Origin of the sequence: Pseudomonas sp. 28 E 9 (assembly GCF_900004785.1) — a bacterium.
GTDB lineage: Bacteria > Pseudomonadota > Gammaproteobacteria > Pseudomonadales > Pseudomonadaceae > Aquipseudomonas > Aquipseudomonas orientalis_A.
This window is the reverse complement of record NZ_CVTK01000044.1, coordinates 32211-55290: the sequence shown is the minus strand read 5'-3', so window position 1 is coordinate 55290 and position 23080 is coordinate 32211. Positions and strand designations below refer to the sequence as shown.

Here is a 23080-nt window from a genome sequence, read left to right as displayed (position 1 = left end):
CAGGCAACTTTATATGCCCTTCGGCTACATGCTGGCCGTCCTTCGCATGTTCTTGATAGTTGTACTAAGCCTGTTAGCCTGGCCATTTCCACTTGCCGTCAGGCGCGTTATATACCGAGGTATTCTCTGGATAATGGGCCTGCGGGTCAGGTGCGCACTTTCAACGCGACAAATCGCAACACTGACCGACGGTTGTGTGGTGGCAGCCAATCACGTAAGCGTTATTGATCCGTTCGCCATACTGGCGATGCCTGGCGCAACACTTGTGGCCTCGAGCGGCTACAACAGGGTTATCAGCCTCACTGCATTCCTTTTGATCAAGTGCGCGGGTGGCCGCGTCTGGAACGGCGCGGATAAAAAGACGTTTTCACGTAACCTGCGTAGTCTGCGAGACGCCCCCCAAGGCACCGCCCTTTACACCAATCCCGAAGCAACTATCAACAATGGCCGTGGCTTGTATCGCTTCCGCCCCGGGCTGCTGAGCCGCGGGTTGCCTGTGGTGCCACTTGCGGGACGCTTGATGCTGCCCTTTGGCCTGGTGGCGAGCCCGCTTCATGCATCAGGTCTGGCGTGCTTTCTGCGCCTGCTGGCTATGCCCTGGATGACCGTCGAAATGGCCTATCTGGAACCACTGGAGCGCAATGAACACCAAAGCGGCCAGGCATTTTCGGACTTGATACAAGCACGTATCGCCGAGCACCTGGGCATCGCAGCAACCCAGTGGACCCGAGAAGACAAACACCACTACCGTCGCACAGATACGCAGGCACACCCATGACAACGAACCGCGACACCCATGTCATTTTCGACTTCGACCAGACCCTGGTGAACCATGAAAGCACCCTGGAGATCGTCAAGTCGGCGATTGGCGAAAGCCCGAACGCCCAGCCAATGCTGGAGCAACTGCAACTCATCACGCCCAAGGCGTTGACGGGCAAGGCCAGCTTCTGGGAAATGCTGAGTGTGATGAAAATGATCCCGTATATCCGCAGGCATCATATTCAACGCTATGTCGATACCATCATTGGCAGCCTCGACCCGTCCCTGGAGCAGACAGTGCACAACCTGCAACGCGAGGGCACGCACGTGTACATCCTCTCCGGAGGGTACACGGAGTGCATTACCCCAATTGCTCGATCACTGAACATCCAAGCCCATAATGTCATCGCCAACCGTCTTTTCTGGGCCGGTTCGCGCGCAATGTGCCCCAGGCCATCACCGTTGATAAACCCCGGCAGAGGGAAAAGTAGCATCGTGCAGCGATGGCGCAAGGAAGGCCGGCTGACGGGTCGAGCCCTGATAGTCGGAGACGCCAGATCCGACTATCAGGTGTATGCCGATGGTTGGGTCGACGGTTTCGTTTGCGCCGACTATTACACCAGGCAGCCGATGCCCGAGATGTCCGGGCACATCCTTCGAGCTGACACGCCCATCCAGGTTCACGCGCACATCCAGACGTTGATGAACGAGCGTTGCTGGCGGAAACGACAGCCCTAGGTGATTGGGGCGGGGTTGAACAAGGTGATGTCGTTATGCAGCTTGTGCCGCTGCGCCCACGTCTGCTTCCTGCCGCTGGCCACATCCAGGTAGAAGTGAAACAACTCCCAGCCCAGCTCCTCGATGCTCGCGCGTCCAGTGGCGATGCGCCCGGCGTCGATATCGATCAGGTCCGGCCAGCGCTGGGCCAGCTCGGTGCGCGTCGACACCTTGACCACCGGCGCCATCGCCAACCCATAAGGCGTACCCCGCCCCGTGGTGAACACATGCAGGTTCATCCCCGCTGCCAGCTGCAAGGTGCCGCACACAAAGTCACTGGCCGGGGTTGCGCAAAAAATCAGGCCCTTGGTCTTGAAGCGCTCGCCTGGGCCGAGCACACCATTGATCGCGCTGCTGCCGGACTTGACGATGGAGCCCAGGGACTTCTCGACGATATTCGACAGGCCGCCCTTCTTGTTGCCCGGCGTGGTATTGGCGCTGCGATCTGCCTCACCCTTGGCCAGGTAACGGTCGTACCAGTCCATTTCACGCACCAACGCTTCGGCAACTTCATTCGTCTCTGCGCGAGAAGTCAGCAGGTAGATGGCATCGCGCACTTCCGTCACTTCGGAAAACATCACCGTCGCCCCGGCCCGCAGCAACAGGTCGGATGCATAACCCAGCGCCGGGTTGGCGGTGATGCCGGAAAACGCATCACTGCCGCCGCACTGCATGCCCAGGATCAGCTCGGAGGCGGGCACCGTTTCGCGGCGGCGCTGATCGAGCTTTTTCAAGCGGACTTCAGCCAGCGCCATGATCTGCTCGATCATTTCGCCAAAGCCGTGGCTGGAATCCTGCAACCGGTACAGCCAGGGCTCGCTCAGGTCGACGGAGCTGTCGTTGTCGTGCATCACTTGCCCGGCCTGCAACTTCTCGCAGCCCAGGCTGATCACCAGGGCTTCGCCGCCCAGGTTCGGGTTGCGCGCCAGGTTGCGCACGGTACGGATCGGAATGTAGGCATCCGTGGCCGTAATCGCCACGCCGCAGCCGTAGCTATGGGTCAGCGCCACCACGTCATCGACGTGCGGGTACCTGGGCAGCAATTCATCCTTGATGCGCTTGACCGCATGGTCCAGCACGCCGGTCACGCACTGCACCGTGGTGGTGATACCCAGGATATTGCGCGTACCCACAGTGCCGTCGGCGTTGCGATACCCCTCGAAGGTGAACCCCTCCAGCGGCGCCTGGGGTTCGGGCACCTCGGTGGACAGCGGCAGGCTGTCCAGCGGCGGCGCGGTGGGCATGCGCAACTGGTCTTCCTGCACCCAGCTGCCACGCGGGATCGGCGCCAGGGCATAGCCGATCGTCTGGCCGTAGCGAATAATCCGGCCGCCTTCGGGGATATCTTCCAGGGTCACTTTGTGGCTTTGAGGGATGAAGTCCACGGTGACCAGGCCGTCCGGGAACTCGGTCCCGGCCGGCACGCCCTGGTCGTTCACCACGATCACCACATTGTCGCGCTCGTGCAGGCGAATCGAGCGCGGCGAATCGGCATGTTCAATCAACTGCATCACATGAACCTCAGGAATGCGCTTGGGAAAGGTGGGTCAACTCAGGGCCTTTGCTTGGCGGGTCCTTGAGCACCACGCGCTTGATCGGGCCGACGATCACCAGATAGCTGAACACCGCCACCAGCGCGTTGGCGCCGACGAACACCAGGGCCCATTTGAACGAGCCGGTGGTGCTGATGATGTAGCCGATGACAATCGGCGTGGTGATGGAGGCCAGGTTACCGAAGGTATTGAACAAGCCACCACTGAGGCCGGCGATTTGTTTCGGCGAGGTGTCGGACACCACCGCCCAGCCCAGTGCGCCAACGCCCTTGCCGAAGAAGGCCAGCGCCATGAAGCCCACCACCATCCATTCAACGTCGACGTAGTTGCACGCAATGATGCTGCTGGACACCAGCAGGCCGGCAATGATCGGCGCCTTGCGGGCGAAGGTCAGGGAATGGCCCTTGCGCAGCAGATAATCGGAAATCACCCCGCCCAGCACGCCGCCGATAAAGCCGCAGATCGCCGGCAGCGAGGCAATGAAACCGGCCTTGAGGATGGTCATGCCACGGTCCTGCACCAGGTACACGGGGAACCAGGTCAGGAAGAAGTAGGTGATGCCGTTGATGCAGTATTGGCCCAGGTACACACCCAGCATCATGCGGTTGGTCAGCAACTGGCGGATGTAATCCCACTTCGGTCCATCGGTTTTCTTGCCCTGGCCCTTGTCCTGGTCCATATCCACCATGGCGCCATTGGCGGCAATGTGATTGAGCTCCGCTTCGTTGATCATCGGGTGCTGGCGCGGACTGTGGATAACTTTCAGCCAGATCAGCGAGAACACAATGCCAATCACGCCCATCACGATAAACACATGCTGCCAGCCGAAACGATAAACGATCCAGCCCATCAGCGGTGCGAACAACACGGTAGCGAAGTACTGCGCCGAGTTGAAAATCGCCGACGCCGTACCGCGCTCGGCCGTGGGGAACCAGGCCGCCACAATCCGTGCGTTGCCGGGGAAGGATGGCGCTTCGGCCAGGCCCACCATAAAGCGCAGCATGAACAGTGCAACCACGGCGGTCGAGACACCGAACTCACCGACGTAGCCTTGCAGCACGGTGAACAGCGACCAGGTAAAGATGCTCAGGGCATAGACTTTTTTCGAACCGAACCGGTCGAGCAGCCAGCCGCCGGGGATTTGCCCGGCGACGTAGGCCCAACCGAATGCAGAGAAGATGTAGCCGAGGGTGACCGCGTCGATGCCGAGGTCTTTTTGCAGGCTGGAACCGGCGATGGCGATAGTTGCACGGTCGGCGTAATTGATCGTGGTCACCAGGAACAGCATGAGCAGGATCAAATAGCGGACGTGAGTCGGCTTGGTCGCTTGCATGTAGAAGTACTCCCACTAATTATTTTTTTTGCGGGTAATGGTTATGTCTTGCTGGGTGCTGCCTCTTGTAGGAGCGAGCTTGCTCGCGAAAAACGTCAACGAATACGCAGGCATTCAGGGTGCACGCGGTGTCCTTGGGTTTTTCGCGAGCAAGCTCGCTCCTACAGTGAAACGGGTGCTACGACCCGATGTAGCTGGTTTTCACCACGGTGTAGAACTCTTGCGCATAGCGGCCCTGCTCACGCGAACCGTAGGACGAACCCTTACGGCCACCGAACGGAACGTGATAGTCCACGCCGGCGGTCGGCAGGTTGACCATGACCATCCCGGCCTGGGAATGGCGCTTGAAGTGGTTGGCATGTTTCAACGAGGTGGTGGCGATACCAGCCGAAAGACCGAACTCGGTGTCGTTGGCCATGGCCAGCGCCGCCTCGTAGTCGGCCACCCGCACCACGTTGGCCACCGGGCCGAAAATCTCTTCACGGCTGATGCGCATGGCCGCTTCGCTGTCGGCAAACAGCGTCGGCGCCAGGTAGTAGCCTTCGGTGTCACAGGTCACCAGACCGCCGCCGCTGACCAGCCGCGCGCCTTCGCTCTGGCCGATGTCGATGTACTTCATGTCCTGGTCCAACTGAGCCTGGGAAACCACCGGGCCAATGTCGGTACCGCTGTGGAGCGCGTGGCCGACCTTGATCGACTTCATGCGCTCGGCCATGGCCGCGACGAACTGGTCATGGATGCCGGCGGTGACGATCAGGCGGCTGGAAGCGGTGCAACGCTGGCCGGTCGAGTAGAACGCGCTCTGCACCGATAGCTCGACGGCCTGCTTGAGGTCGGCGTCGTCGAGAATGATCTGCGGGTTCTTGCCGCCCATTTCCAACTGCACTTTGGCCTGGCGCGCTACGCAACTGACGGCGATCTGACGGCCCACACCGACGGAACCGGTAAAGCTGATGCCATCGACTATCGGGCTGTTGACCAGCACATCGCCCACCACGCGACCGCTGCCCATCACCAGGTTGAACACACCGGCCGGGAAACCGGCGCGGGAAATGATGTCGGCCAGGGCCCAGGCACAACCGGGTACCAGTTCGGCCGGTTTGATCACCACGCAGTTGCCATAGGCCAGGGCCGGGGCGATTTTCCAGGCCGGGATGGCGATCGGGAAGTTCCACGGCGTGATCAAGCCGACCACGCCAAGGGCTTCACGGGTGACTTCAACGTTGACGCCGGGGCGCACCGACGGCACATAGTCGCCCGACAGGCGCAGGCATTCACCGGCGAAGAATTTGAAGATGTTGCCGGCGCGGGTCACCTCGCCAATGGCTTCGGGCAGGGTCTTGCCCTCTTCTCGGGCCAGCAGCGTGCCCAGCTCTTCGCGGCGGGCGAGGATTTCGCTGCCGACTTTATCCAGCGCGTCGTGGCGCGCCTGGATACCCGAGGTGGACCACGCCGGAAACGCTGCGCGGGCGGCGTCGATAGCGGCGTTGACCTGGGCGACGTCAGCCTTGGCGTATTCGCCGATCACATCGGAAAGATCCGACGGGTTGATATTGGTGCAGTAGTCGGCGCCGGTTACCCATTCACCGTTGATGTAGTTGTCAAAACGCTTTGCTTGGGACACGAATCTTCTCCTGACGCAAAAGGCCGCTGATTGCTCAGCGGCCTTGTTGATGAGTTATTGCGCGCCTTGCTTGTCGATCAGCGCGGCCAGGGCTTCGTATTCTTCCGGCAGCAGATCGGTCAGCGGCGTGCGCACCGGGCCTGCGTCGTAGCCGGCGATTTTCGCACCGGCCTTGACGATGCTCACGGCATAACCGGCCTTGCGGTTACGGATGTCGAGGTAAGGCAGGAAGAAATCGTCAATGATTCTGGAAACGGTGGCGTGATCATCCCTGGCAATCGCGTGGTAGAAATCCATTGCGGTTTTGGGAATGAAGTTGAACACCGCCGAGGAGTACACCGGCACGCCCAGGGCCTTGTAGGCAGCGGCGTAAACCTCTGCAGTCGGCAGGCCGCCGAGGTAGCTGAAACGATCGCCGAGACGACGGCGGATCGACACCATCAACTCGATGTCACCCAGGCCATCCTTGTAGCCGATCAGGTTCGGGCAGCGCTCGGCCAGGCGTTCCAGCAGCGGCGCGGTCAGGCGGCAGACATTGCGGTTGTACACCACCACGCCGATCTTGACCGATTTGCACACCGCTTCAACGTGGGCGGCAACCCCGTCCTGGCTGGCTTCAGTCAGGTAGTGCGGCAGCAACAGCAAGCCTTTGGCACCCAGGCGTTCGGCCTCTTGAGCGTACTCGATGGCCTGGCGGGTCGCGCCGCCGACACCGGCAAGAATCGGCACGCTGGTGGCGCAGGTATCAACAGCGGTCTTCACCACCTGGGAATATTCGCTGGCGGCCAGGGAGAAAAACTCACCGGTGCCGCCTGCGGCGAACAGCGCAGTGGCGCCGTACGGGGCCAGCCATTCCAGGCGCTTGATATAGCCCGCCTGGTGAAAGTCACCCTGGGCATTGAAATCGGTCACCGGGAAAGACAGCAGACCGTGGGAGAGGATGGACTTCAGTTCTTGTGGATTCATTATTCGAACACCCTGGCGAAGACTTTCTGAGGAAAGCATTGTTGTTGGTTTAAATCATGTCGTACGTCATCGTACAACTATAAAAAGATTCGTCAACAGCAATTCATCAGGCCTCATCTCAAGCTCAGCGTTGAAACAGGTGATCAGGGACGGGAGACGACGTCATAAGATCCATGATGCCCTGGGGTACAGGTTGTCCGAAGACGGACGATTGGTGAGGTGGGGGTTTATCTGCCAGGGGACTACACGCAGACCAGATACACCTTTGAGGGAGAGGAGTAACTGACTTGACCGTCTGTCGCTACTGTCAATTCTGACAGTAGCGCGCTCTCCGCTACGTTCATAAGTTACCTCCTACTTTCCAATAGCTCAGTGCGGAGCCCTCTTGAAGCACTGCGATATTGGAAAGCATGCCAACTCTCACGATTTTTGGAGGTACACCATGTCCAAGACCTGGAAAACGAATACCGTCAAGAAAGGCAATAAAAAGCGCTCGCTTGATTACGAGCCAAACATTGGTGACGAGATCTACTACGACGATATAGGGGGTAACCCTGCGCTGGAAAAAGTCGCACGCAAAATCTATGACGAGACGATCGGCGAAATTGTCATCTACCTCGAACCGTCGCAAAATCCCTATCCTTGACCGAGCGTCTACCCGCGCTGCGCTTGCGCCTCTTCATGGGCATGGCGCAGCCTCTCCCGGCTATTGGTCAAATGCAAGCGCATCGCCGCACGCGCCGCGTCCGAATCCTGACGCGCGATGGCCTCATAAATCTCTTCATGCTCGCGACTCAAGCGCCCCATGTAATGCTGCTGATCATCATGGGCCAGGCGCGCTGAATTCAAGCGGGTACGCGGAATGATGCTGGTGCCCAGGTGGGTCATGATGTCGGTGAAGTAACGGTTGCCGGTGGACAGCGCAATTTCCAGGTGGAACGCAAAGTCCGACGCCACCGCATCACCGGCATGGGCCGCACTTTCATTCAGCGCGTCGAGGGCGGCACGCATGGCTGCCAGTTGTTCCTCGCTGCGGCGCAAGGCGGCCAGGCCTGCGGACTCCACTTCCAGGCTGATCCGCAACTCGAGGATCGCCAACACATCGCGCAGCGTCACCACGGTGGCCGGGTCGATGCGAAAACCGCTCGGGCTCGGCGTGTCCAATACGAACGTACCGATACCGTGCCGCGTCTCCACCTGCCCCGCCGCCTGCAAGCGCGAAATCGCCTCGCGCACCACGGTCCGGCTGACGCCATGGGCCTCCATGATTGCCGACTCGGTAGGCAGCTTGTCGCCACGCTTGAGCTGGCCGTCGCGGATCTGTTCGGACAACACCGTGACCAATTCCTGGGCAAGGCTGCGACGCTTGCGGGGAAGACGTGGGACGGCGTTGGCGTTTTCCATGATGAGTCATCTTTCTCGGTGAACTGAAGACGCATCATAGCCCATGGCGGTTGTACGATCACCGTCCCTGTCGCGACTTTCATACCTGTACGGCAGGCAAAAAAAAGCCCCGGCAACCGCCGAGGCATTTTTCAGGCTAGCCCGAAGGCGGCAGCCGCTTACTTCACCACTTTCAAGCTCGGCCGGCCAGTAGGGCGCGGCGGCTCGCTATCCGGTGGCGGCACATCATCGCCGCCTTGCCCTTCGATCGTTTCGTCGTCCTCGAAAGGCGACTCCAGATCGAACACCATGCCCTGGCCGTTCTCACGGGCATAAATCCCGAGGATGGCGCCGATCGGCACGAACAGCGTATGCGGCACACCGCCGAAACGCCCTTCGAAACTGACCGCTTCGTTGTCCATGTGCAGGTGGCGCACCGCACTGGGCGATACGTTCAATACAATCTGTCCGTCACTGGCAAAACCCTGCGGAACCTGCACCGCAGGAAATTCGGAGTTGACCAGCATGTGCGGGGTGCAATCATTGTCCACAATCCACTCATAGAGCGCGCGGACCAGATAGGGTCGACTGGAGTTCATCAGCGGCTCCTTAAGCCTTAGCGCATATCGCGTTCGACACCAGACAGACTCGCCTGGAAAGCCTCACGCGCAAATTGGCGCTCCATGTAATCAAGCAACGGCTTGGCCGGCCGTGGCAGTTCAATGCCCAGAACCGGCAAGCGCCAGAGTATGGGTAATAGGCAGCAATCGACCAAACTTTGTTCCTCACTGAGGAAAAAAGGTTTATCGGCGAACAGCGGCGAAACGCCGGTCAGGCTTTCGCGCAATTCCTTACGCGCCTGTACGCGCGCGGCCTCTTTACTGCGGGTATCGAGAATCACATCCACCAGCCCGCACCAGTCACGCTGGATCCGATGGATCAGCAGGCGGCTGTTGGCACGCGCCACCGGGTAAACCGGCAGCAAAGGCGGATGCGGGTAACGCTCATCCAGATATTCCATCACCACGGTTGACTCCCACAACGCCAGGTCACGATCGACCAGGGTGGGCAAGCTGCCGTAAGGGTTCACTTCGATCAGCTTCGGCGGCTGACGGCCCGCCTCCACACTGATGATCTCGGCGCTGACACCCTTCTCTGCGAGCACGATGCGTACTCGGTGGGAATAGTGGTCGGCGGGGTCGGAGTAACAGGCCAACCGGTTGGTCACGCCCATGGCGGTCCTCCTCGCTTGTTGAAATTATCGAAAGCTCAAAAACGAGCGCGCCCAGAGAGCATCCCTGTAACGTCCGGTAAAACCGGCGCTACGTGTTCAGAGATGCCGCTGGGCGCGCAAGATTAACAGCAATTGCTTACGGTTGGATCAATGCACATCCTTCCAGTACTCGCGTTTGAGCAGATAGGCGAATACGAAGAAGAAAGCCAGGTACAGCAAGACGTACGTACCGATGCGCTGGTGCTGCAGTTTGACCGGGTTGGCCGAGTAGGCCAGGAAGGTCACCAGGTTCTTGACCTTCTCGTCGAACTGCTCTTCGTTCAGCGTACCGGTCTTGGGCACGATGGTCAGTTGATCGCACGCTTCATGGGTCAGCGGCGTGCCGGTCAACGGATCATATTGCTTCTTGCCGTCTTCAACGACCTGAACCTGTTTGCATCCTACCACCTGGCGACCCTGCAGGCCGACCAGAACGTTGGGCATGCCGACGTTCGGGAACACTTTGTTGTTCACGCCCCAGGGCCGGGTCGGGTCTTCGTAGAAGGATTTGAGGTAGCCGTAGAGCCAGTCGGTGCCCCGCACACGTGCTACCAGGGTCAGGTCCGGCGGTGCCGCACCGAACCAGGCCTTGGCGTCCGCCGGCTTCATGCCGATGTTCATGTGGTCGCCGATCTTGGCCCCGGTGAACACCAGTTTTTCCAGCATCAACTCATGGGGGATGCCCAGGTCGTCGGCCACCCGCTCGTAGCGCTGGAACTTGGCGCTGTGGCAGCCCATGCAGTAGTTGGCGAACGTGCGCGCACCGTCCTGCAGAGCGGCTTTATCGGAGACGTCGATGTCGACCTTTTCCAGCTGCGCGCCATGCTCGGCGGCCCAAGACAGGAGCGGCAGGGCCGCAAGCACTAATGCAACGAATAATTTTTTCATCAGCCAGTCACCCTTTCCGGAACCGGTTTGGTCTTCTCGAGCCGGGTGTAGAACGGCATCAGAATGAAGTAGGCGAAGTACAGGAAGGTGCAGACCTGCGACAGCAACGTGCGCTCGGGGGTCGGCGCCAGTACGCCCAGCACGCCCAGGATCACGAATGAAATGCAGAACACCCACAGCCAGATCTTGCTCAGCCAGCCTTTGTAGCGCATGGACTTGACCGGGCTGCGGTCGAGCCACGGCAGTACGAACAGCACCGCAATCGCCGCGCCCATGGCGATGACGCCCATGAGTTTGTCGGGGATCGCACGCAAGATGGCGTAGAACGGCGTGAAGTACCAGACCGGGGCAATATGCTCGGGCGTCTTGAAGGCGTTAGCCTGTTCAAAGTTAGGCTTCTCCAGGAAATAACCACCCATCTCCGGGAAAAAGAACACGATCGAACAGAATACGAACAGGAACACGACTACACCGACAATGTCCTTCACGGTGTAGTAAGGGTGGAATGGAATGCCGTCCAGCGGGATGCCGTTCTCGTCCTTGTGCTTCTTGATATCCACGCCGTCCGGGTTGTTGGAGCCGACTTCATGCAGCGCCAGGATGTGCAATACCACCAGACCCAGGATCACGATCGGCAAGGCCACGACGTGCAAGGCGAAGAAGCGGTTCAGGGTGATGCCCGAGATCAGGTAGTCGCCGCGAATCCACTGGGTCAGGTCGTTGCCGATCACCGGGATGGCACCGAACAGCGAGATGATCACCTGGGCGCCCCAGTACGACATCTGGCCCCATGGCAGCAGGTAACCCATGAAGGCTTCGGCCATCAGCGCCAGGTAGATCAGCATGCCGAACACCCACACCAGCTCGCGGGGTTTCTGGTACGAACCGTAGAGCAGGCCACGGAACATGTGCAGGTAGACCACGATAAAGAACGCCGATGCGCCGGTGGAGTGCAGCAGGCGCAGGATCGAGCCGTACTCGACGTCACGCATGATGTACTCGACAGAGGCAAACGCCTCTTCCGCCGAAGGCGTATAGCTCATCGTCAGCCAGACACCGGTGACGATCTGGTTGACCAGCACCAACAGGGCCAGGGAGCCGAAGAAGTAGAAGAAGTTGAAGTTTTTTGGCGCGTAATATTTGCTGAGATGGTCTTCCCACATTTTGGTGGCGGGGAAGCGCGCATCCACCCAATCCATGAACTTGCTCATCACGCGTTCTCCTTATCGAGGCCAATGACAATAAGGTCGTCAGTTTCGTAGGTGTGCGGAGGAACCGGCAGGTTCAAGGGTGCAGGCTGGGACTTGTAGACACGGCCGGCGAGGTCGTAATGGGAACCGTGGCAGGGGCAGAAGTAACCGCCAACCCAGTCCTTGCCCAAGTCAGCGGGCGCGACTTCCGGGCGAAACGTAGGCGAGCAACCCAGGTGGGTACACAGCCCCACCAGCAGCAGGATCTCCGGCTTGATCGAACGTGCTTCGTTCTTGGCGTAGGCGGGTTGGTCGGACTTCTCGGATTGGGGGTCAGACAACTGGCCTTCAATCTTCTTGAGATTCCCCAGGATTTCCTCGGTACGACGAACAATGAAGACCGGCTGGCCGCGCCATTCAGCAATCATCTGCTGCCCTGGCTCGATCTTGCTGACATTCACCTTCACCGGTGCACCTGCGGCTTTCGCCTTGGCACTGGGAAACCATGACCCCACGAACGGGACCGCAGCCCCCACCGCTCCTGCAGCACCCACCACGGATGTGGCTGCTACCAGAAAGCGACGCCGGCCTGCATTCACGCCGTCATTGCTCATTCAGTCCTCTCCCATCAGCTTTTTGGCCTGTTAAATCAGGCGTCTACTAAGTGTTGAATCTTTACTTATAAAAATTTTGACGGATGGTAATGAAAAGCCCCACGTATGACAAGGGAATTACCCGGAGCTCCACCCCCAGGCCTTGTAGTATAGGGGGTCTACGGATGTGGCAAGTTGTCACGGCGAAAAATCTGCATAAATCCCAGGCAATAAAAAACGCCCAGCTCCGTGAGGAGGCTGGGCGTTTTTGTGGAACGTAAAGCGAATTAACGCTTCGAGTACTGCGGACGCTTACGCGCTTTACGCAGACCGACTTTCTTACGTTCAACTTCACGAGCATCGCGAGTTACGAAGCCAGCTTTGCGCAGAGCGCCACGCAGGGTTTCGTCGTACTGCATCAGAGCGCGAGTGATACCGTGGCGGATTGCGCCAGCTTGACCACTTACACCGCCACCGATAACGGTGACGTAGATGTCGAACTTTTCAACGGTCTCGGTCAATTCCAGCGGCTGACGAACTACCATGCGGGCAGTTTCGCGGCCGAAGAAGTTGTCCAGGGAGCGGTTGTTGATCGAGATGTTACCAGTGCCCGGACGCAGGAAAACGCGTGCGGTTGCGGTTTTGCGACGGCCAGTGCCGTAATTTTGAGTCGCCGACATAATGAACTATTCCGTTAAAACTTCAGTTCTTGGGGCTGCTGAGCAGCATGAGGGTGTACAGCGCCCGCATAGACTTTCAGCTTGCGAAACATATCGCGACCCAGTGGGCCCTTAGGCAGCATGCCTTTGACCGCGATTTCGATCGGGGCTTCAGGCTTCTTGGAGATCAGGCCTTCAAAGTTGGAAGACTTGATACCGCCTGGGAAACCGGAGTGACGGTAGTACATTTTGTCTTGCGCTTTGTTGCCGGTAACACGTACCTGCTCAGCGTTGATGATGACAATGTAGTCACCGGTATCAACGTGCGGGGTGTATTCAGGCTTGTGCTTGCCACGCAGACGGCTGGCGACTTCAGTGGCCAGACGACCCAGGGTCTGACCAGCGGCGTCGACGACAAACCAGTCGCGCTGAACTGTTTCCGGTTTTGCAGTAAAAGTTGTCATTCTTTAATAGCCTCAGGGGCCGCCCTGTAAATTAGACGGCGGATCTTACTGAATAGTGCGTACTTTGACAAGGTCAAAGGCAGCCGGATACAGACGCTATCGGGGGCTCGGGTCAGCGCGTCCGTTCAACGGCAAGATTCTTCGGCAGGCGGCGCATCACTTCCACTGCAGAAAGAGGTGGGCAATTATGCAGATTGCGAAAAAAAATTCAACCTGCTTTTATGATTGTTTTCCCCGAAGGAGTACCCGATGGATTATCGACAGCTGGGCCGGACCGATCTGAACGTAAGCGCGATCGCCCTGGGCACCATGACCTGGGGTGAGCAGAACAGCGAGGCAGAGGCCTTCGCCCAGATCGAACGGGCCAAGGCGGCCGGAATCAACTTCCTCGATACGGCGGAAATGTACCCGGTACCGCCCAAGGCCGATACCTATGCCACGACCGAGCGTTATATCGGCAATTACTTCAAAAGCCGTGGCGACCGCGCCGACTGGATCCTCGCCAGCAAGATCGCCGGCCCCGGCAACACCATCGATTACATCCGCGACGGCCACCTGCGCCATAACCGCAAGCACATTGTCGAGGCACTCGACGCCAGCCTCAAACGCCTGCAGACCGACTGGATCGACCTCTACCAACTGCACTGGCCGGAGCGCAGCACCAACTTTTTCGGCCAATTGAGCTACAAGCACAAGGACGAAGACGACCTCACCCCGCTGGAGGAAACCCTCGAAGCGCTGGATGAGCAGGTCAAGGCCGGCAAGATCCGCCACATCGGCCTGTCCAACGAAACGCCGTGGGGCACCATGAAATTCCTGGCCCTGGCCCAAGCCCGTGGCTGGACCCGCGCGGTGTCGATCCAGAACCCCTACAACCTGCTCAACCGCAGCTTTGAAGTGGGCCTGGCGGAAATCGCGATTCGCGAACAATGCGGCTTGCTGGCCTACTCGCCCCTGGCGTTCGGCATGCTCAGCGGCAAGTACGAGGGCGGCGCGCGCCCGGCCAAGGCGCGCCTGACGGAGTACAGCCGCTTCAGTCGCTACTTCAATCCGCAGTCGGAAGCGGCGTGCAGCCGTTATGTGGCATTGGCGCGGGAACATGGCCTGGACCCGGCGCAGATGGCGCTGGCGTTTGTGACGCAACAGCCGTTTGTGACCAGCAATATCATCGGCGCCACGAGCCTTGAGCAGCTGGACAGCAACATTGCCAGCGCCGAGCTGAAACTGTCGAAAGAAGTGCTGGAAGGAATTGAGGCGATTCAGAAGGATCATCCGAATCCGGCGCCCTGATTGACCTTCAGGCCGCCATCGGGGGCAAGCCCCCTCCCACACTTGACCCTGTTCACAGATCAAAATGTGTGGGAGGGAGCTTGCCCCCCCCACCTGACCCTGTTCACAGATCAAAATGTGGGAGGGGGCTTGCCCCCGATGAGGCCATCAGCCACACCACACAATCAAAGCGCCCGCGCAATGATCTCCTTCATGATCTCATTGGTCCCCGCATAAATGCGCTGCACCCGCGCATCCGCCCACGCCCGCGCAATCGGGTATTCCCACATGAAGCCGTAGCCGCCGTGCAGTTGCACGCACTCATCGAGCACCTTGCATTGCAGGTCCGTGGCCCAATACTTGGCCATCGCCGCTGTCGGCACATCCAGCTTGCCTTCCAGGTGCAATGCCAGGCATTTATCCACGAACACGCGGCCGATTTGAATCTCGGTGGCCATCTCCGCCAACTTGAACCGGGTGTTCTGAAAGTCGGCAATCGCCTTGCCGAACGCCTTGCGCTCGCGGGTGTAATCCAGCGTCCACTGCAGCGCCGCCTCCGCTGAAGACAGCGCGCCAATCGCCACGGTCAGCCGTTCCTGGGGCAGTTCCTGCATCAGGTACGCAAAGCCCATTCCGGCCTGGCCCAGCAGGTTTTCCTTAGGCACACGCACATCCTGGAAGAACAACTCCGAGGTGTCCTGGGCCTTCATGCCGACCTTCTCCAGGCGCTTGCCCTTGGCGAAGCCCGGTGTATCGGCTTCCACCAGGAACAGGCTGGTGCCCTTCGCGCCGGCCTTGGGATCGGTCTTGGCGACCACGATCACCAGATCGGCCAGATAGCCGTTGGTGATAAAGGTCTTGGAGCCGTTGATCACATAATCATCGCCGTCCGGCACCGCCGTGGTCTTCACCCCTTGCAGGTCGGAGCCGGCCCCCGGCTCGGTCATGGCAATGGCCGTGACCTTCTCGCCCGAGACCAACTTGGGCAAGTATTTGTGTTTCAGCGTTTCGCTGCCGTAGTGAAGGATGTACGGCGCGACAATGTCCGAATGCAGCGAAAAACCAATGCCGGTCAAGCCCAGGCGACTGATCTCTTCGATCACCACCGCGCTGTAGAGAAAGTCCGCACCCAGCCCGCCGTATTCTTCCGGCACGTGCGAGCACAGCATCCCCGCCTCCCCCGCCTTGTTCCACAGGCTGCGGTCGATATGACCCTGTTTCTCCCATTGCCCATGGAAAGGCGCCGCCTCCTTTTCAAGAAAGGTGCCCACGCTGTCGCGAAAGAGTTCGTGCTCCGGGCTGAACAAGGTTCTGGCAATCATGGGTCACCTGTGTGGATTGTCGGACAAAATCGATCCCACAGAGCCTATGCCGCGAATGCGTCACGGGACACTGGACACATGCGACAAAAAATAAGACGATCCAGCCGTCTGGTGACCACTTTCCCCTATAAGAATAAATGAAATTATGTCTAACCAAATCTCCACGCCCCTGCGGCGCGTCAGCATTCTGGCCATTGATCGGGTATTCGCTTCCACCCTCATGCAAGCCAAGGATTTTTTCCACCTCGCCAGCCTGCGTTATGGCAAGCAACAAGGCCTGGGCCTGACCCCTGCCTTTGAAACGCGCCTGGTCAGCCCCGACGGGCAATCGGTGCGCAGTTTCAGCGATGTGATCATGCCGGTGGACGGCGGCCTGGAAGATGCCGACATCATCGTGCTGCCGGCCTTCTGGGACGACTTCGACGCCATGTGCACCCGCTACCCCCAGGTGCTGCCGTGGCTGCGCGAACAACACGCCCGCGGCGCCGTGCTGTGCGGCGAAGCCACCGGGGTATTCTGGCTGGCCGAAGCCGGCCTGCTCGATGGCAAGGAAGCGACCACTTACTGGCGCTTCTTCACTGTATTCAGCGAACGCTTCCCCCAGGTGCAGCTCAACCAGGACAAGCACCTGACCGACGCCGATAACCTGTACTGCGCCGGCGGCACCACCTCAGCCTGCGACCTCTACATTTATCTGATCGAACGCTTCTGCGGGGCCAACATCGCCCAGGCCGTGGCCCGCGACATTCTGTATGAGGTGCAACGCAGCTATTCGCCGGGGCGCATCGGTTTCGGCGGGCAGAAGCTGCACCAGGATGTGATCATCCTGCAGATCCAGCATTGGCTCGAAGAACACTTTGCCGACAAGTTCCGCTTCGAAGACGTCGCCAGGGAGCACGGCATGAGCATCCGCAACTTCATGCGCCGCTTCCAGGCCGCCACCGGCGACAAGCCGCTGCATTATCTGCAACGCTTGCGCATCGAGACCGCCAAGGGCCTGCTGTCGGGCAGCCGCAAGAGCATCAAGACCATCAGCTATGAGGTGGGTTACGACGATGCGAGCTTCTTTGCGCGGTTGTTCAGGCAGCACACGGAGTTGTCGCCGAATCAATACCGCCAGCAATTCCAGCAGGCCGCCTGAAACACGCCTGTAGGAGCGAGCTTGCTCGCGAAGAACTCAAGGACAATGCGGGGAATCAGATTCCACGCGTTATCGTTAACGACCTTCGCGAGCAAGCTCGCTCCTACAGGGGGGGGGGCAGGGCGATTAGGGTTTGTGTCCGCGCGACAGGAATTCGTGGGACTGCATTTCCAGCAAACGGCTCAAGGTGCGCTGGAATTCGAAGTTCAAGCGCCCGCCGGTATACAGGTCCTTGAGTTCGACTTCCGCCGAGATGATCAGCTTGACGTTACGGTCGTAGAACTCGTCGACCATGTTGATAAAGCGCCGCGCGATGTCGTCGGTGGTCACGCCCATCTGCTCCACACCGCTCAAGATCACCGCATGGAAGATCTTGCCCAGCTCGATATAGTCGTTCTGGCTACGCGGGCCGTCGCACAGTTGACGGAATTCGAACCAGGCCACGTCATCGCAGGTACGCAAGGCGATGATTTCGCGGTTCTCGATCATCAACTTATCGTTTTCCACCGCCTGGGTGCATTCCGGCGTCAACGCACGGAAGCTTTTCCTCAGGCTGTCGTGGGCCGCCTCGTTGAGCGGAAAGTGGAACAGCTCCGCCTGCTCGAGGTGACGCAAACGATAGTCGACGCCGCTGTCGACATTGACGATATCGGTGTTCTGCTTGATCAACGCAATGGCCGGCAGGAAGCGCGCGCGCTGCAGGCCGTCCTTGTAGAGGCCATCGGGCACGATGTTCGAGGTGGCGACCAGGGTCACGCCGTTCTTGAACAGCTCTTCCATCAAGGTGCCGAGGATCATGGCATCGGTGATGTCGGAGACGAAGAACTCATCGAAGCAGATCACCCGCGCTTCGTCGGAGAAACGCTTGGCAATGATCGTCAGCGGGTTCTTTTCCCCCGGCAGGGTCTTCATCTCTTCATGCACACGCTTCATGAAGCGGTGGAAGTGGGTACGCACCTTTTCCTTGAACGGCAGCGCTTCGAAGAAAGTGTCCACCAGGTAAGTCTTGCCCCGGCCGACGCCACCCCAGAAGTACAGGCCCTTGACCGGCGTGTGGTCTTTTTTGCCAAACAGCTTGCTGAACATCCCCGGCTTGGTTTGCGAGGCCGCGACCAGGTCTTCATACAGGCGCTGCAAATGACGCACCGCATTTTCCTGGGCCGCGTCATGGAAGAAGTCAGGGCGTTTCAGATCAGCTTGATATCGTTCTAGGGGCGTCATAATTTCGTTAGCAAGGCAACAAAAACGGGCCGTCACTGTAACGACGGCCCTGGATAATGGCAATCAACCCTTGGTCGGGTTAATCCTCGGAAGGGGCCAACGCGACGCGCAACGCAGCGATGGCGGCATCGCGAGAGGCTTCGTCGGCGAACTCGGCGCTGTCGGCCACAGCGGCGTCGTCCAGCCATACGCTGAAGCGCCGGGCCTCGGTGCGTATGTCCAAATCACCGCTCTGCAATTGCCTGGTCACCGCGCCGGCCGCTTTGCCGTCGGCGAAGTTGCGCGACAGCAGCAGTTGCTCGCCATCGGCCGCCAGCAGGCGGAAGCGGAAGCTGCCGTCGTCCTCACGAAAGCTCACGAAGCGCGCAGCCTTCGCTGCTTTCTTCTTGGTGGCGACCGGCGCCGCAGCCTGGTTGACGAACGAGCGCAGGCCCACCGCTTCGCGCAGCTCAGCCAGGAACGGCGCCGCCACGGCACGGGCTTTTTTCGCACCGACCAGCAGCAGGTCTTCCATGTCGGACGGGCGCGACATCAGTTGGTGATAACGCTCGCGCGCTTCACCGAGTTGGCCGTCGAGCAGTTGGAACAGACGGTTCTTCGCCTCGCCCCAGCCCAGGCCTTGCAACAGCTCACCACGGAATTCTTCTTCCTGGGCCTTGGTCGCGAATGCCTGGTACAGGGTGAACAGGTGCGAGTTGTCCGGGTCCTTGGCTTCGCCTGGCGCGCGCGAATCGGTGACGATCCGCGAGATCGACTCCTTCATGTCCCTGGCGCTGGTGAACAACGGGATGGTGTTGTCATAGCTCTTGGACATCTTGCGCCCGTCCAGGCCCGGCAAGGTGGCGACACTTTCTTCGATCAACGCTTCAGGCATGGTGAAGAATTCTTTACCGTTGCCGAACAGGTGGTTGAAACGCTGGCCGATATCACGGGCCATTTCCACGTGCTGGATCTGGTCGCGGCCGACCGGCACCTTGTGCGCGTTGAACATCAGGATGTCCGCCGCCATCAATACCGGGTAGCTGTACAGGCCCATGCTGATGCCCGCGTCCGGGTCTTCGCCGCTCTCCACGTTTTTGTCCACCGACGCCTTGTAGGCGTGGGCGCGGTTGAGCAGGCCCTTGGCAGCCACACAGGTCAGCAGCCAGGTCAGCTCGGGGATCTCGGGGATGTCGGACTGGCGGTAGAACGTCACTCGGTTCACATCCAGGCCACCGGCCAGCCAGGTCGCGGCGATTTCCATGCGCGAGCGCTGGATGCGCTGCGGGTCATCGCATTTGATCAAGGCGTGGTAGTCGGCCAGGAAGTAGAAGGAATCGGCATTGGCGTCTTCGCTGGCAAGGATCGCCGGGCGGATCGCACCGGCGTAGTTGCCCAGGTGCGGCGTGCCGGTGGTGGTGATACCGGTGAGGATGCGGGTACGGGTCGTCATGGGTGATCGCTTGTCGTCAATTCGAAAGGCGTGGCAGCACCAGATCCTTGAGATCGGTCAGCTTGCCATGAAAAAAGTGTCCGCATTCTGCCACTTTCAGCAGCGTATGGGGGCGATTCAAGGCGGCGGACCAGTCGTAGACAACTTGCGGGTCGACCACTTCGTCGGTTTCCGGCTGGATCAGGGTCAACGGGCATCCCTGTGGCAGCACATCGGTGTCGCGCAGACGCATCACGGCGGCGGCGACCATGAACAGGTGCGCAAGCTTTTCGCCCTTGGCTTCCAGGCGGCCACCGAGGCTTGCGGCCACATAGCCGCCGAAGGAAAACCCCAGCAGGGTCAGCGGCAACTGCGGGTGTTTTTCGCGCAACCAGGTGGCGGCCGCTTCGGCATCGTCGACTTCACCGCTGGCCATATCGTGGGAACCGGCGCTGGCGCCGACGCCACGATAATTGAAACGCAACGTAATCAAACCGGCATCGCGCGCGGTGCGCTGCAGGGTCGACACCACTTTATTGAGCATGGTCCCGCCCTGCACCGGGTTGGGGTGGCAGATCAGCGCCAGGCCACGTGGTTCGGGGTGATCCAGATACAGGGCTTCCAGTTGGCCCACCGGGCCATCGATCAAAACGGGGGTTTCACGCATGAGCAAGGATGAACTCCGTGACCTCTCAAGGGGTCGACTCGTCTAGCTAAAAGTCTGTGCATGGCATCATTGCGAGCTTAATCGCGGTATACAGCGCAGGTTTGAGCCGTTAACGTAAAGCAAAGCCGTTTATAGAGGAAGGACTCGTGGAACACTCGCTCTTAGTTTGGTTGTTGCCGACTCTTGCCCTGGTTGCCGGTGTCGCCATTGGATTCCTGGTTGCTCGCCTGCTGCCGAATGCCGCGCCTAACCGCACGCAACGTCAGCTGGATGACATTCAGGAACGTTTTGACAGTTATCAGAACGAGGTTGTTACCCACTTCAACAGCACCGCGACCCTGGTCAAGAAGCTCACCCAGAGCTACCAGGAAGTACAGGATCATCTCGCCGATGGCGCAAACCGCCTGGCCCTCGACGACATCACCCGCCAGCGCCTGCTGGCCGCGCTGCATTCCGATGCACCGCAAACCCCACGGGAACGCCTGACCCCGCCCCGGGAAAACCAGGAACCGCCTCGGGACTACGCGCCAAAAACGCCGAACGCCCCCGGCATGCTGGATGAGCATTACGGTTTGAAGAAGTAATTCATTCAAGCCATTAAAAAGCCCGGCTGATCGATGATCAGCCGGGCTTTTTGTTGGGGCTAAGTTTCCCTGACCATGGAGATCTAATGTGGGAGGGGGCTTGCCCCGATAGCAATGTGTCAGATCCAAAGCAGGTGACTGACACACCGCCATCGGGGGCAAGCCCCCTCCCACACTTGACCCCACATGACCTTAGGCCGGTTGTTGTTCCTGCAACCGCCCACCCTCGATCCGCACATGCCTTTCATGGAAGCGCTTGAGACTGCTGCGATGGCCGACGCTGACGATGCTCAACCCCTGCAGTTCATCGATCAGCGCCTGATACAACGTCGCCTCATCCTCCTCATCCATGGCCGAGGTGGCTTCGTCCATGTACAGCCACTGCGGCGCGAACAATAACGCCCGGGCAAAGGCCAGGCGCTGTTGCTCGCCGGGCGAGAGCATGCGCTGCCAGTGGTTGGCTTCATCCAGGCGGCTGACCAGGTGCGGCAGGCGACAGGTTTCCAGGACTTGTGCATAACGTTCTGCCGGATAGACGCTGTCGTCCTGTGGATAACTCAACACGGCCTTAAGCGTGCCAATCGGTAAATACGGCTTCTGCGGCAGAAACAGATAGCGCGTCGCCGGCAGGCGAATACTGCCATGGCCGGCCGGCCACAGATGCCCCATCGCTCGCAGCAAGGTGCTCTTGCCGCTGCCGGAACGCCCGCTGAGCATCACGCGCTGGCCAGGCTCCACGGTCATGTCGGCGTCGGTGAGCAAGTGACGGCCGTCGGCCAGGTCCATGCCCAGATTCTTGATCATCAGGTGTTCGCCTTCAGGGCGCACATCGATGGCCGGGGCACGCTGCTCGTTGTCGCTCATGGCCTGCTGGAAACTCAGCAGACGGTCACTGGTAGCGCGCCACGACGCCAGTTCCGAGTAGGCGTTGATAAACCAACTGAAGTTCTCCTGCACATTGCCGAACGCCGAGTTGATTTGCATCAGCTCGCCCAGTTCGATCTTGCCGGTGAAGTAGCGCGGCGCGGCCACGATAAACGGGAAGATAATCGCTATCTGACTGTAGCCGGCGGTAAAGAAGGTCAGGCGCTTGGACACTTTCATGATGTCCCAGAAGTTGTGCCAGACCTTGCCGAAGCGCGTGCTCAGGCGCTGCTTTTCATTCGGTTCGCCGTTGTACAGCGCGATACTTTCGGCATTTTCACGTACCCGTACCATGGAGAAACGCAAGTCGGCTTCGAAGCGCTGTTGCTGGTTGCTCAAGCCGATCAGACGACGCCCGATCAAATGCGTCAGCCAACTGCCCACGGCGGCATACAGCAACGCGCACCAGAACATGTAGCCGGGAATCGTGATGCCGAACACCTCGATGCTGCCCGACACGCCCCACAGGATGATCGAGAACGACACCAGGCTGACCACGTTGCGCAACAGCCCAAGGCCCAGGCTCAAGGTGCTGGAGGTGAACGTATTGAGGTCTTCGGAAATCCGCTGGTCCGGGTTATCGGTGTAGCCGCCCTGCTCCAGCTGGTAGTAGTTCTTGTGGGCGAGCCAGCGTGCGAAGTGCTGTTCGGTGAGCCAGGCACGCCAGCGGATGGTGAGCATCTGGGTCAGGTACAGGCGGTACACCGCGCCCAGGATCGCCACGGCCGCGATGCCGCCGAAGTAAACGATCAAGTGCCAGAAAGCAGCCGTGTCCTTCTTCTCCAGCGCGTTGTAGAAATCCTTGTACCAGTGGTTGATCCACACCGAGATCGCCACGCTGAACAGCGACAAAGCAATTACGGCGGCCAGCAGCAACCAGGCCCTGCCCTTCTCTTCACTGCGCCAATACGGCGTGATCATGGCCCAGGTTCGGCGGAAGAATTGCCCGCGCACCGCATCGTTGACCGCGGAATATTCAGCGTTCTGATTCATTGTTCAGGCTCGGTAGGAAAACATCACAGGCGTTTGAACCGATCATAGGTGATCGGTTCGTGCATCCGTGCAGCCTGAAGCGGGTT

Annotated in this window: 23 protein-coding genes; 6 read left to right on the top strand and 17 right to left on the bottom strand. The window is 59.6% G+C overall.

The features are described from left to right. Positions 1 to 13 precede the first annotated feature (13 nt). Positions 14 to 778, top strand: coding sequence for a hypothetical protein (locus BFQ00_RS12885; protein WP_065933732.1), 765 nt, complete (start codon positions 14 to 16; stop codon positions 776 to 778). Next, on the top strand, positions 775 to 1497 hold the full coding sequence (locus tag BFQ00_RS12880) for an HAD-IB family phosphatase (RefSeq protein ID WP_065933731.1): 723 nt from the start codon (positions 775 to 777) through the stop codon (positions 1495 to 1497). Before BFQ00_RS12885 ends, BFQ00_RS12880 begins: the two co-directional genes overlap by 4 nt. Here BFQ00_RS12880 and garD read toward each other — a convergent pair. The 4 genes from garD to kdgD all read right to left on the bottom strand — a co-directional run bounded on the left by garD (position 1494) and on the right by kdgD (position 7012). Further along, complete coding sequence (garD, locus tag BFQ00_RS12875; RefSeq protein WP_065933730.1) at positions 1494 to 3047, bottom strand: galactarate dehydratase; 1554 nt, start codon at positions 3045 to 3047, stop codon at positions 1494 to 1496. The genes BFQ00_RS12880 and garD overlap by 4 nt on opposite strands. 10 nt (positions 3048 to 3057) lie before the next feature. Then, positions 3058 to 4422, bottom strand: coding sequence for an MFS transporter (locus BFQ00_RS12870; protein WP_065883689.1), 1365 nt, complete (start codon positions 4420 to 4422; stop codon positions 3058 to 3060). Between the two features lie 178 nt (positions 4423 to 4600). Beyond that, positions 4601 to 6046: an aldehyde dehydrogenase family protein gene (locus BFQ00_RS12865; protein WP_065933729.1), complete on the bottom strand. Its 1446-nt coding sequence runs from the start codon at positions 6044 to 6046 to the stop codon at positions 4601 to 4603. Between the two features lie 54 nt (positions 6047 to 6100). Then, complete coding sequence (kdgD, locus tag BFQ00_RS12860; protein WP_065883685.1) at positions 6101 to 7012, bottom strand: 5-dehydro-4-deoxyglucarate dehydratase; 912 nt, start codon at positions 7010 to 7012, stop codon at positions 6101 to 6103. A gap of 442 nt (positions 7013 to 7454) precedes the next feature. Here kdgD and BFQ00_RS12855 point away from each other — a divergent pair, with 442 nt between their 5' ends. After that, positions 7455 to 7658 (top strand): hypothetical protein, encoded by a 204-nt coding sequence (locus tag BFQ00_RS12855; RefSeq protein WP_065933728.1) that lies wholly within the window; start codon positions 7455 to 7457, stop codon positions 7656 to 7658. A gap of 8 nt (positions 7659 to 7666) precedes the next feature. Here the strand turns inward: BFQ00_RS12855 and BFQ00_RS12850 are convergent, their stop codons facing one another. The 8 genes from BFQ00_RS12850 to rplM all read right to left on the bottom strand — a co-directional run bounded on the left by BFQ00_RS12850 (position 7667) and on the right by rplM (position 13462). Further along, a complete protein-coding gene (locus BFQ00_RS12850) occupies positions 7667 to 8416 on the bottom strand; it encodes a FadR/GntR family transcriptional regulator (RefSeq protein ID WP_065883681.1) in 750 nt (249 codons plus the stop codon). 158 nt (positions 8417 to 8574) lie between these two features. Beyond that, positions 8575 to 8994 (bottom strand): ClpXP protease specificity-enhancing factor, encoded by a 420-nt coding sequence (locus BFQ00_RS12845; RefSeq protein ID WP_065893632.1) that lies wholly within the window; start codon positions 8992 to 8994, stop codon positions 8575 to 8577. Positions 8995 to 9011: 17 nt separating this feature from the next. Beyond that, positions 9012 to 9629, bottom strand: a complete 618-nt coding sequence (locus BFQ00_RS12840; RefSeq protein ID WP_065883677.1) for a glutathione S-transferase N-terminal domain-containing protein — start codon at positions 9627 to 9629, stop codon at positions 9012 to 9014. Positions 9630 to 9776: 147 nt separating this feature from the next. Beyond that, complete coding sequence (locus BFQ00_RS12835; RefSeq protein WP_065883675.1) at positions 9777 to 10556, bottom strand: cytochrome c1; 780 nt, start codon at positions 10554 to 10556, stop codon at positions 9777 to 9779. Continuing rightward, positions 10556 to 11767, bottom strand: coding sequence for a cytochrome b (locus BFQ00_RS12830; RefSeq protein WP_003188526.1), 1212 nt, complete (start codon positions 11765 to 11767; stop codon positions 10556 to 10558). The genes BFQ00_RS12835 and BFQ00_RS12830 overlap by 1 nt, the downstream gene beginning before the upstream one ends. Then, complete coding sequence (gene petA / locus BFQ00_RS12825; RefSeq protein ID WP_065883673.1) at positions 11767 to 12360, bottom strand: ubiquinol-cytochrome c reductase iron-sulfur subunit; 594 nt, start codon at positions 12358 to 12360, stop codon at positions 11767 to 11769. The genes BFQ00_RS12830 and petA overlap by 1 nt, the downstream gene beginning before the upstream one ends. A gap of 266 nt (positions 12361 to 12626) precedes the next feature. Then, the gene (gene rpsI / locus BFQ00_RS12820; protein WP_002555064.1) at positions 12627 to 13019 is read right to left on the bottom strand and encodes a 30S ribosomal protein S9; all 393 of its coding nucleotides are present in this window, start codon (positions 13017 to 13019) and stop codon (positions 12627 to 12629) included. Between the two features lie 14 nt (positions 13020 to 13033). Next, entirely contained in the window at positions 13034 to 13462 is a 429-nt protein-coding gene (gene rplM, locus BFQ00_RS12815; protein WP_003171742.1) for a 50S ribosomal protein L13, read from the bottom strand. A 249-nt stretch (positions 13463 to 13711) separates the two neighbouring features. Between rplM and BFQ00_RS12810 the strand changes: the two genes are divergently transcribed. Further along, positions 13712 to 14752, top strand: coding sequence for an NADP(H)-dependent aldo-keto reductase (locus tag BFQ00_RS12810; protein WP_065933727.1), 1041 nt, complete (start codon positions 13712 to 13714; stop codon positions 14750 to 14752). A 164-nt stretch (positions 14753 to 14916) separates the two neighbouring features. On the opposite strand, the gene BFQ00_RS12805 is transcribed toward BFQ00_RS12810, so the two are convergent. Continuing rightward, positions 14917 to 16053: an acyl-CoA dehydrogenase family protein gene (locus BFQ00_RS12805; protein ID WP_065883670.1), complete on the bottom strand. Its 1137-nt coding sequence runs from the start codon at positions 16051 to 16053 to the stop codon at positions 14917 to 14919. A 220-nt stretch (positions 16054 to 16273) separates the two neighbouring features. Between BFQ00_RS12805 and BFQ00_RS12800 the strand changes: the two genes are divergently transcribed. Next, a complete protein-coding gene (locus BFQ00_RS12800; protein ID WP_170827557.1) occupies positions 16274 to 17194 on the top strand; it encodes a GlxA family transcriptional regulator in 921 nt (306 codons plus the stop codon). Positions 17195 to 17320: 126 nt separating this feature from the next. On the opposite strand, the gene zapE is transcribed toward BFQ00_RS12800, so the two are convergent. The 3 genes from zapE to BFQ00_RS12785 all read right to left on the bottom strand — a co-directional run bounded on the left by zapE (position 17321) and on the right by BFQ00_RS12785 (position 20493). Then, positions 17321 to 18415, bottom strand: a complete 1095-nt coding sequence (gene zapE / locus BFQ00_RS12795; RefSeq protein WP_065933726.1) for a cell division protein ZapE — start codon at positions 18413 to 18415, stop codon at positions 17321 to 17323. A gap of 79 nt (positions 18416 to 18494) precedes the next feature. Then, on the bottom strand, positions 18495 to 19847 hold the full coding sequence (locus BFQ00_RS12790) for a tryptophan--tRNA ligase (protein WP_065933725.1): 1353 nt from the start codon (positions 19845 to 19847) through the stop codon (positions 18495 to 18497). Positions 19848 to 19863: 16 nt separating this feature from the next. Further along, a complete protein-coding gene (locus tag BFQ00_RS12785; RefSeq protein ID WP_065883666.1) occupies positions 19864 to 20493 on the bottom strand; it encodes an alpha/beta hydrolase in 630 nt (209 codons plus the stop codon). A 146-nt stretch (positions 20494 to 20639) separates the two neighbouring features. Between BFQ00_RS12785 and BFQ00_RS12780 the strand changes: the two genes are divergently transcribed. Further along, entirely contained in the window at positions 20640 to 21077 is a 438-nt protein-coding gene (locus BFQ00_RS12780; RefSeq protein WP_003171734.1) for a YhcB family protein, read from the top strand. 192 nt (positions 21078 to 21269) lie between these two features. Here BFQ00_RS12780 and BFQ00_RS12775 read toward each other — a convergent pair whose 3' ends face one another. Next, a complete protein-coding gene (locus tag BFQ00_RS12775; protein WP_065933724.1) occupies positions 21270 to 22994 on the bottom strand; it encodes an ABC transporter ATP-binding protein/permease in 1725 nt (574 codons plus the stop codon). Positions 22995 to 23080: the final 86 nt, after the last annotated feature.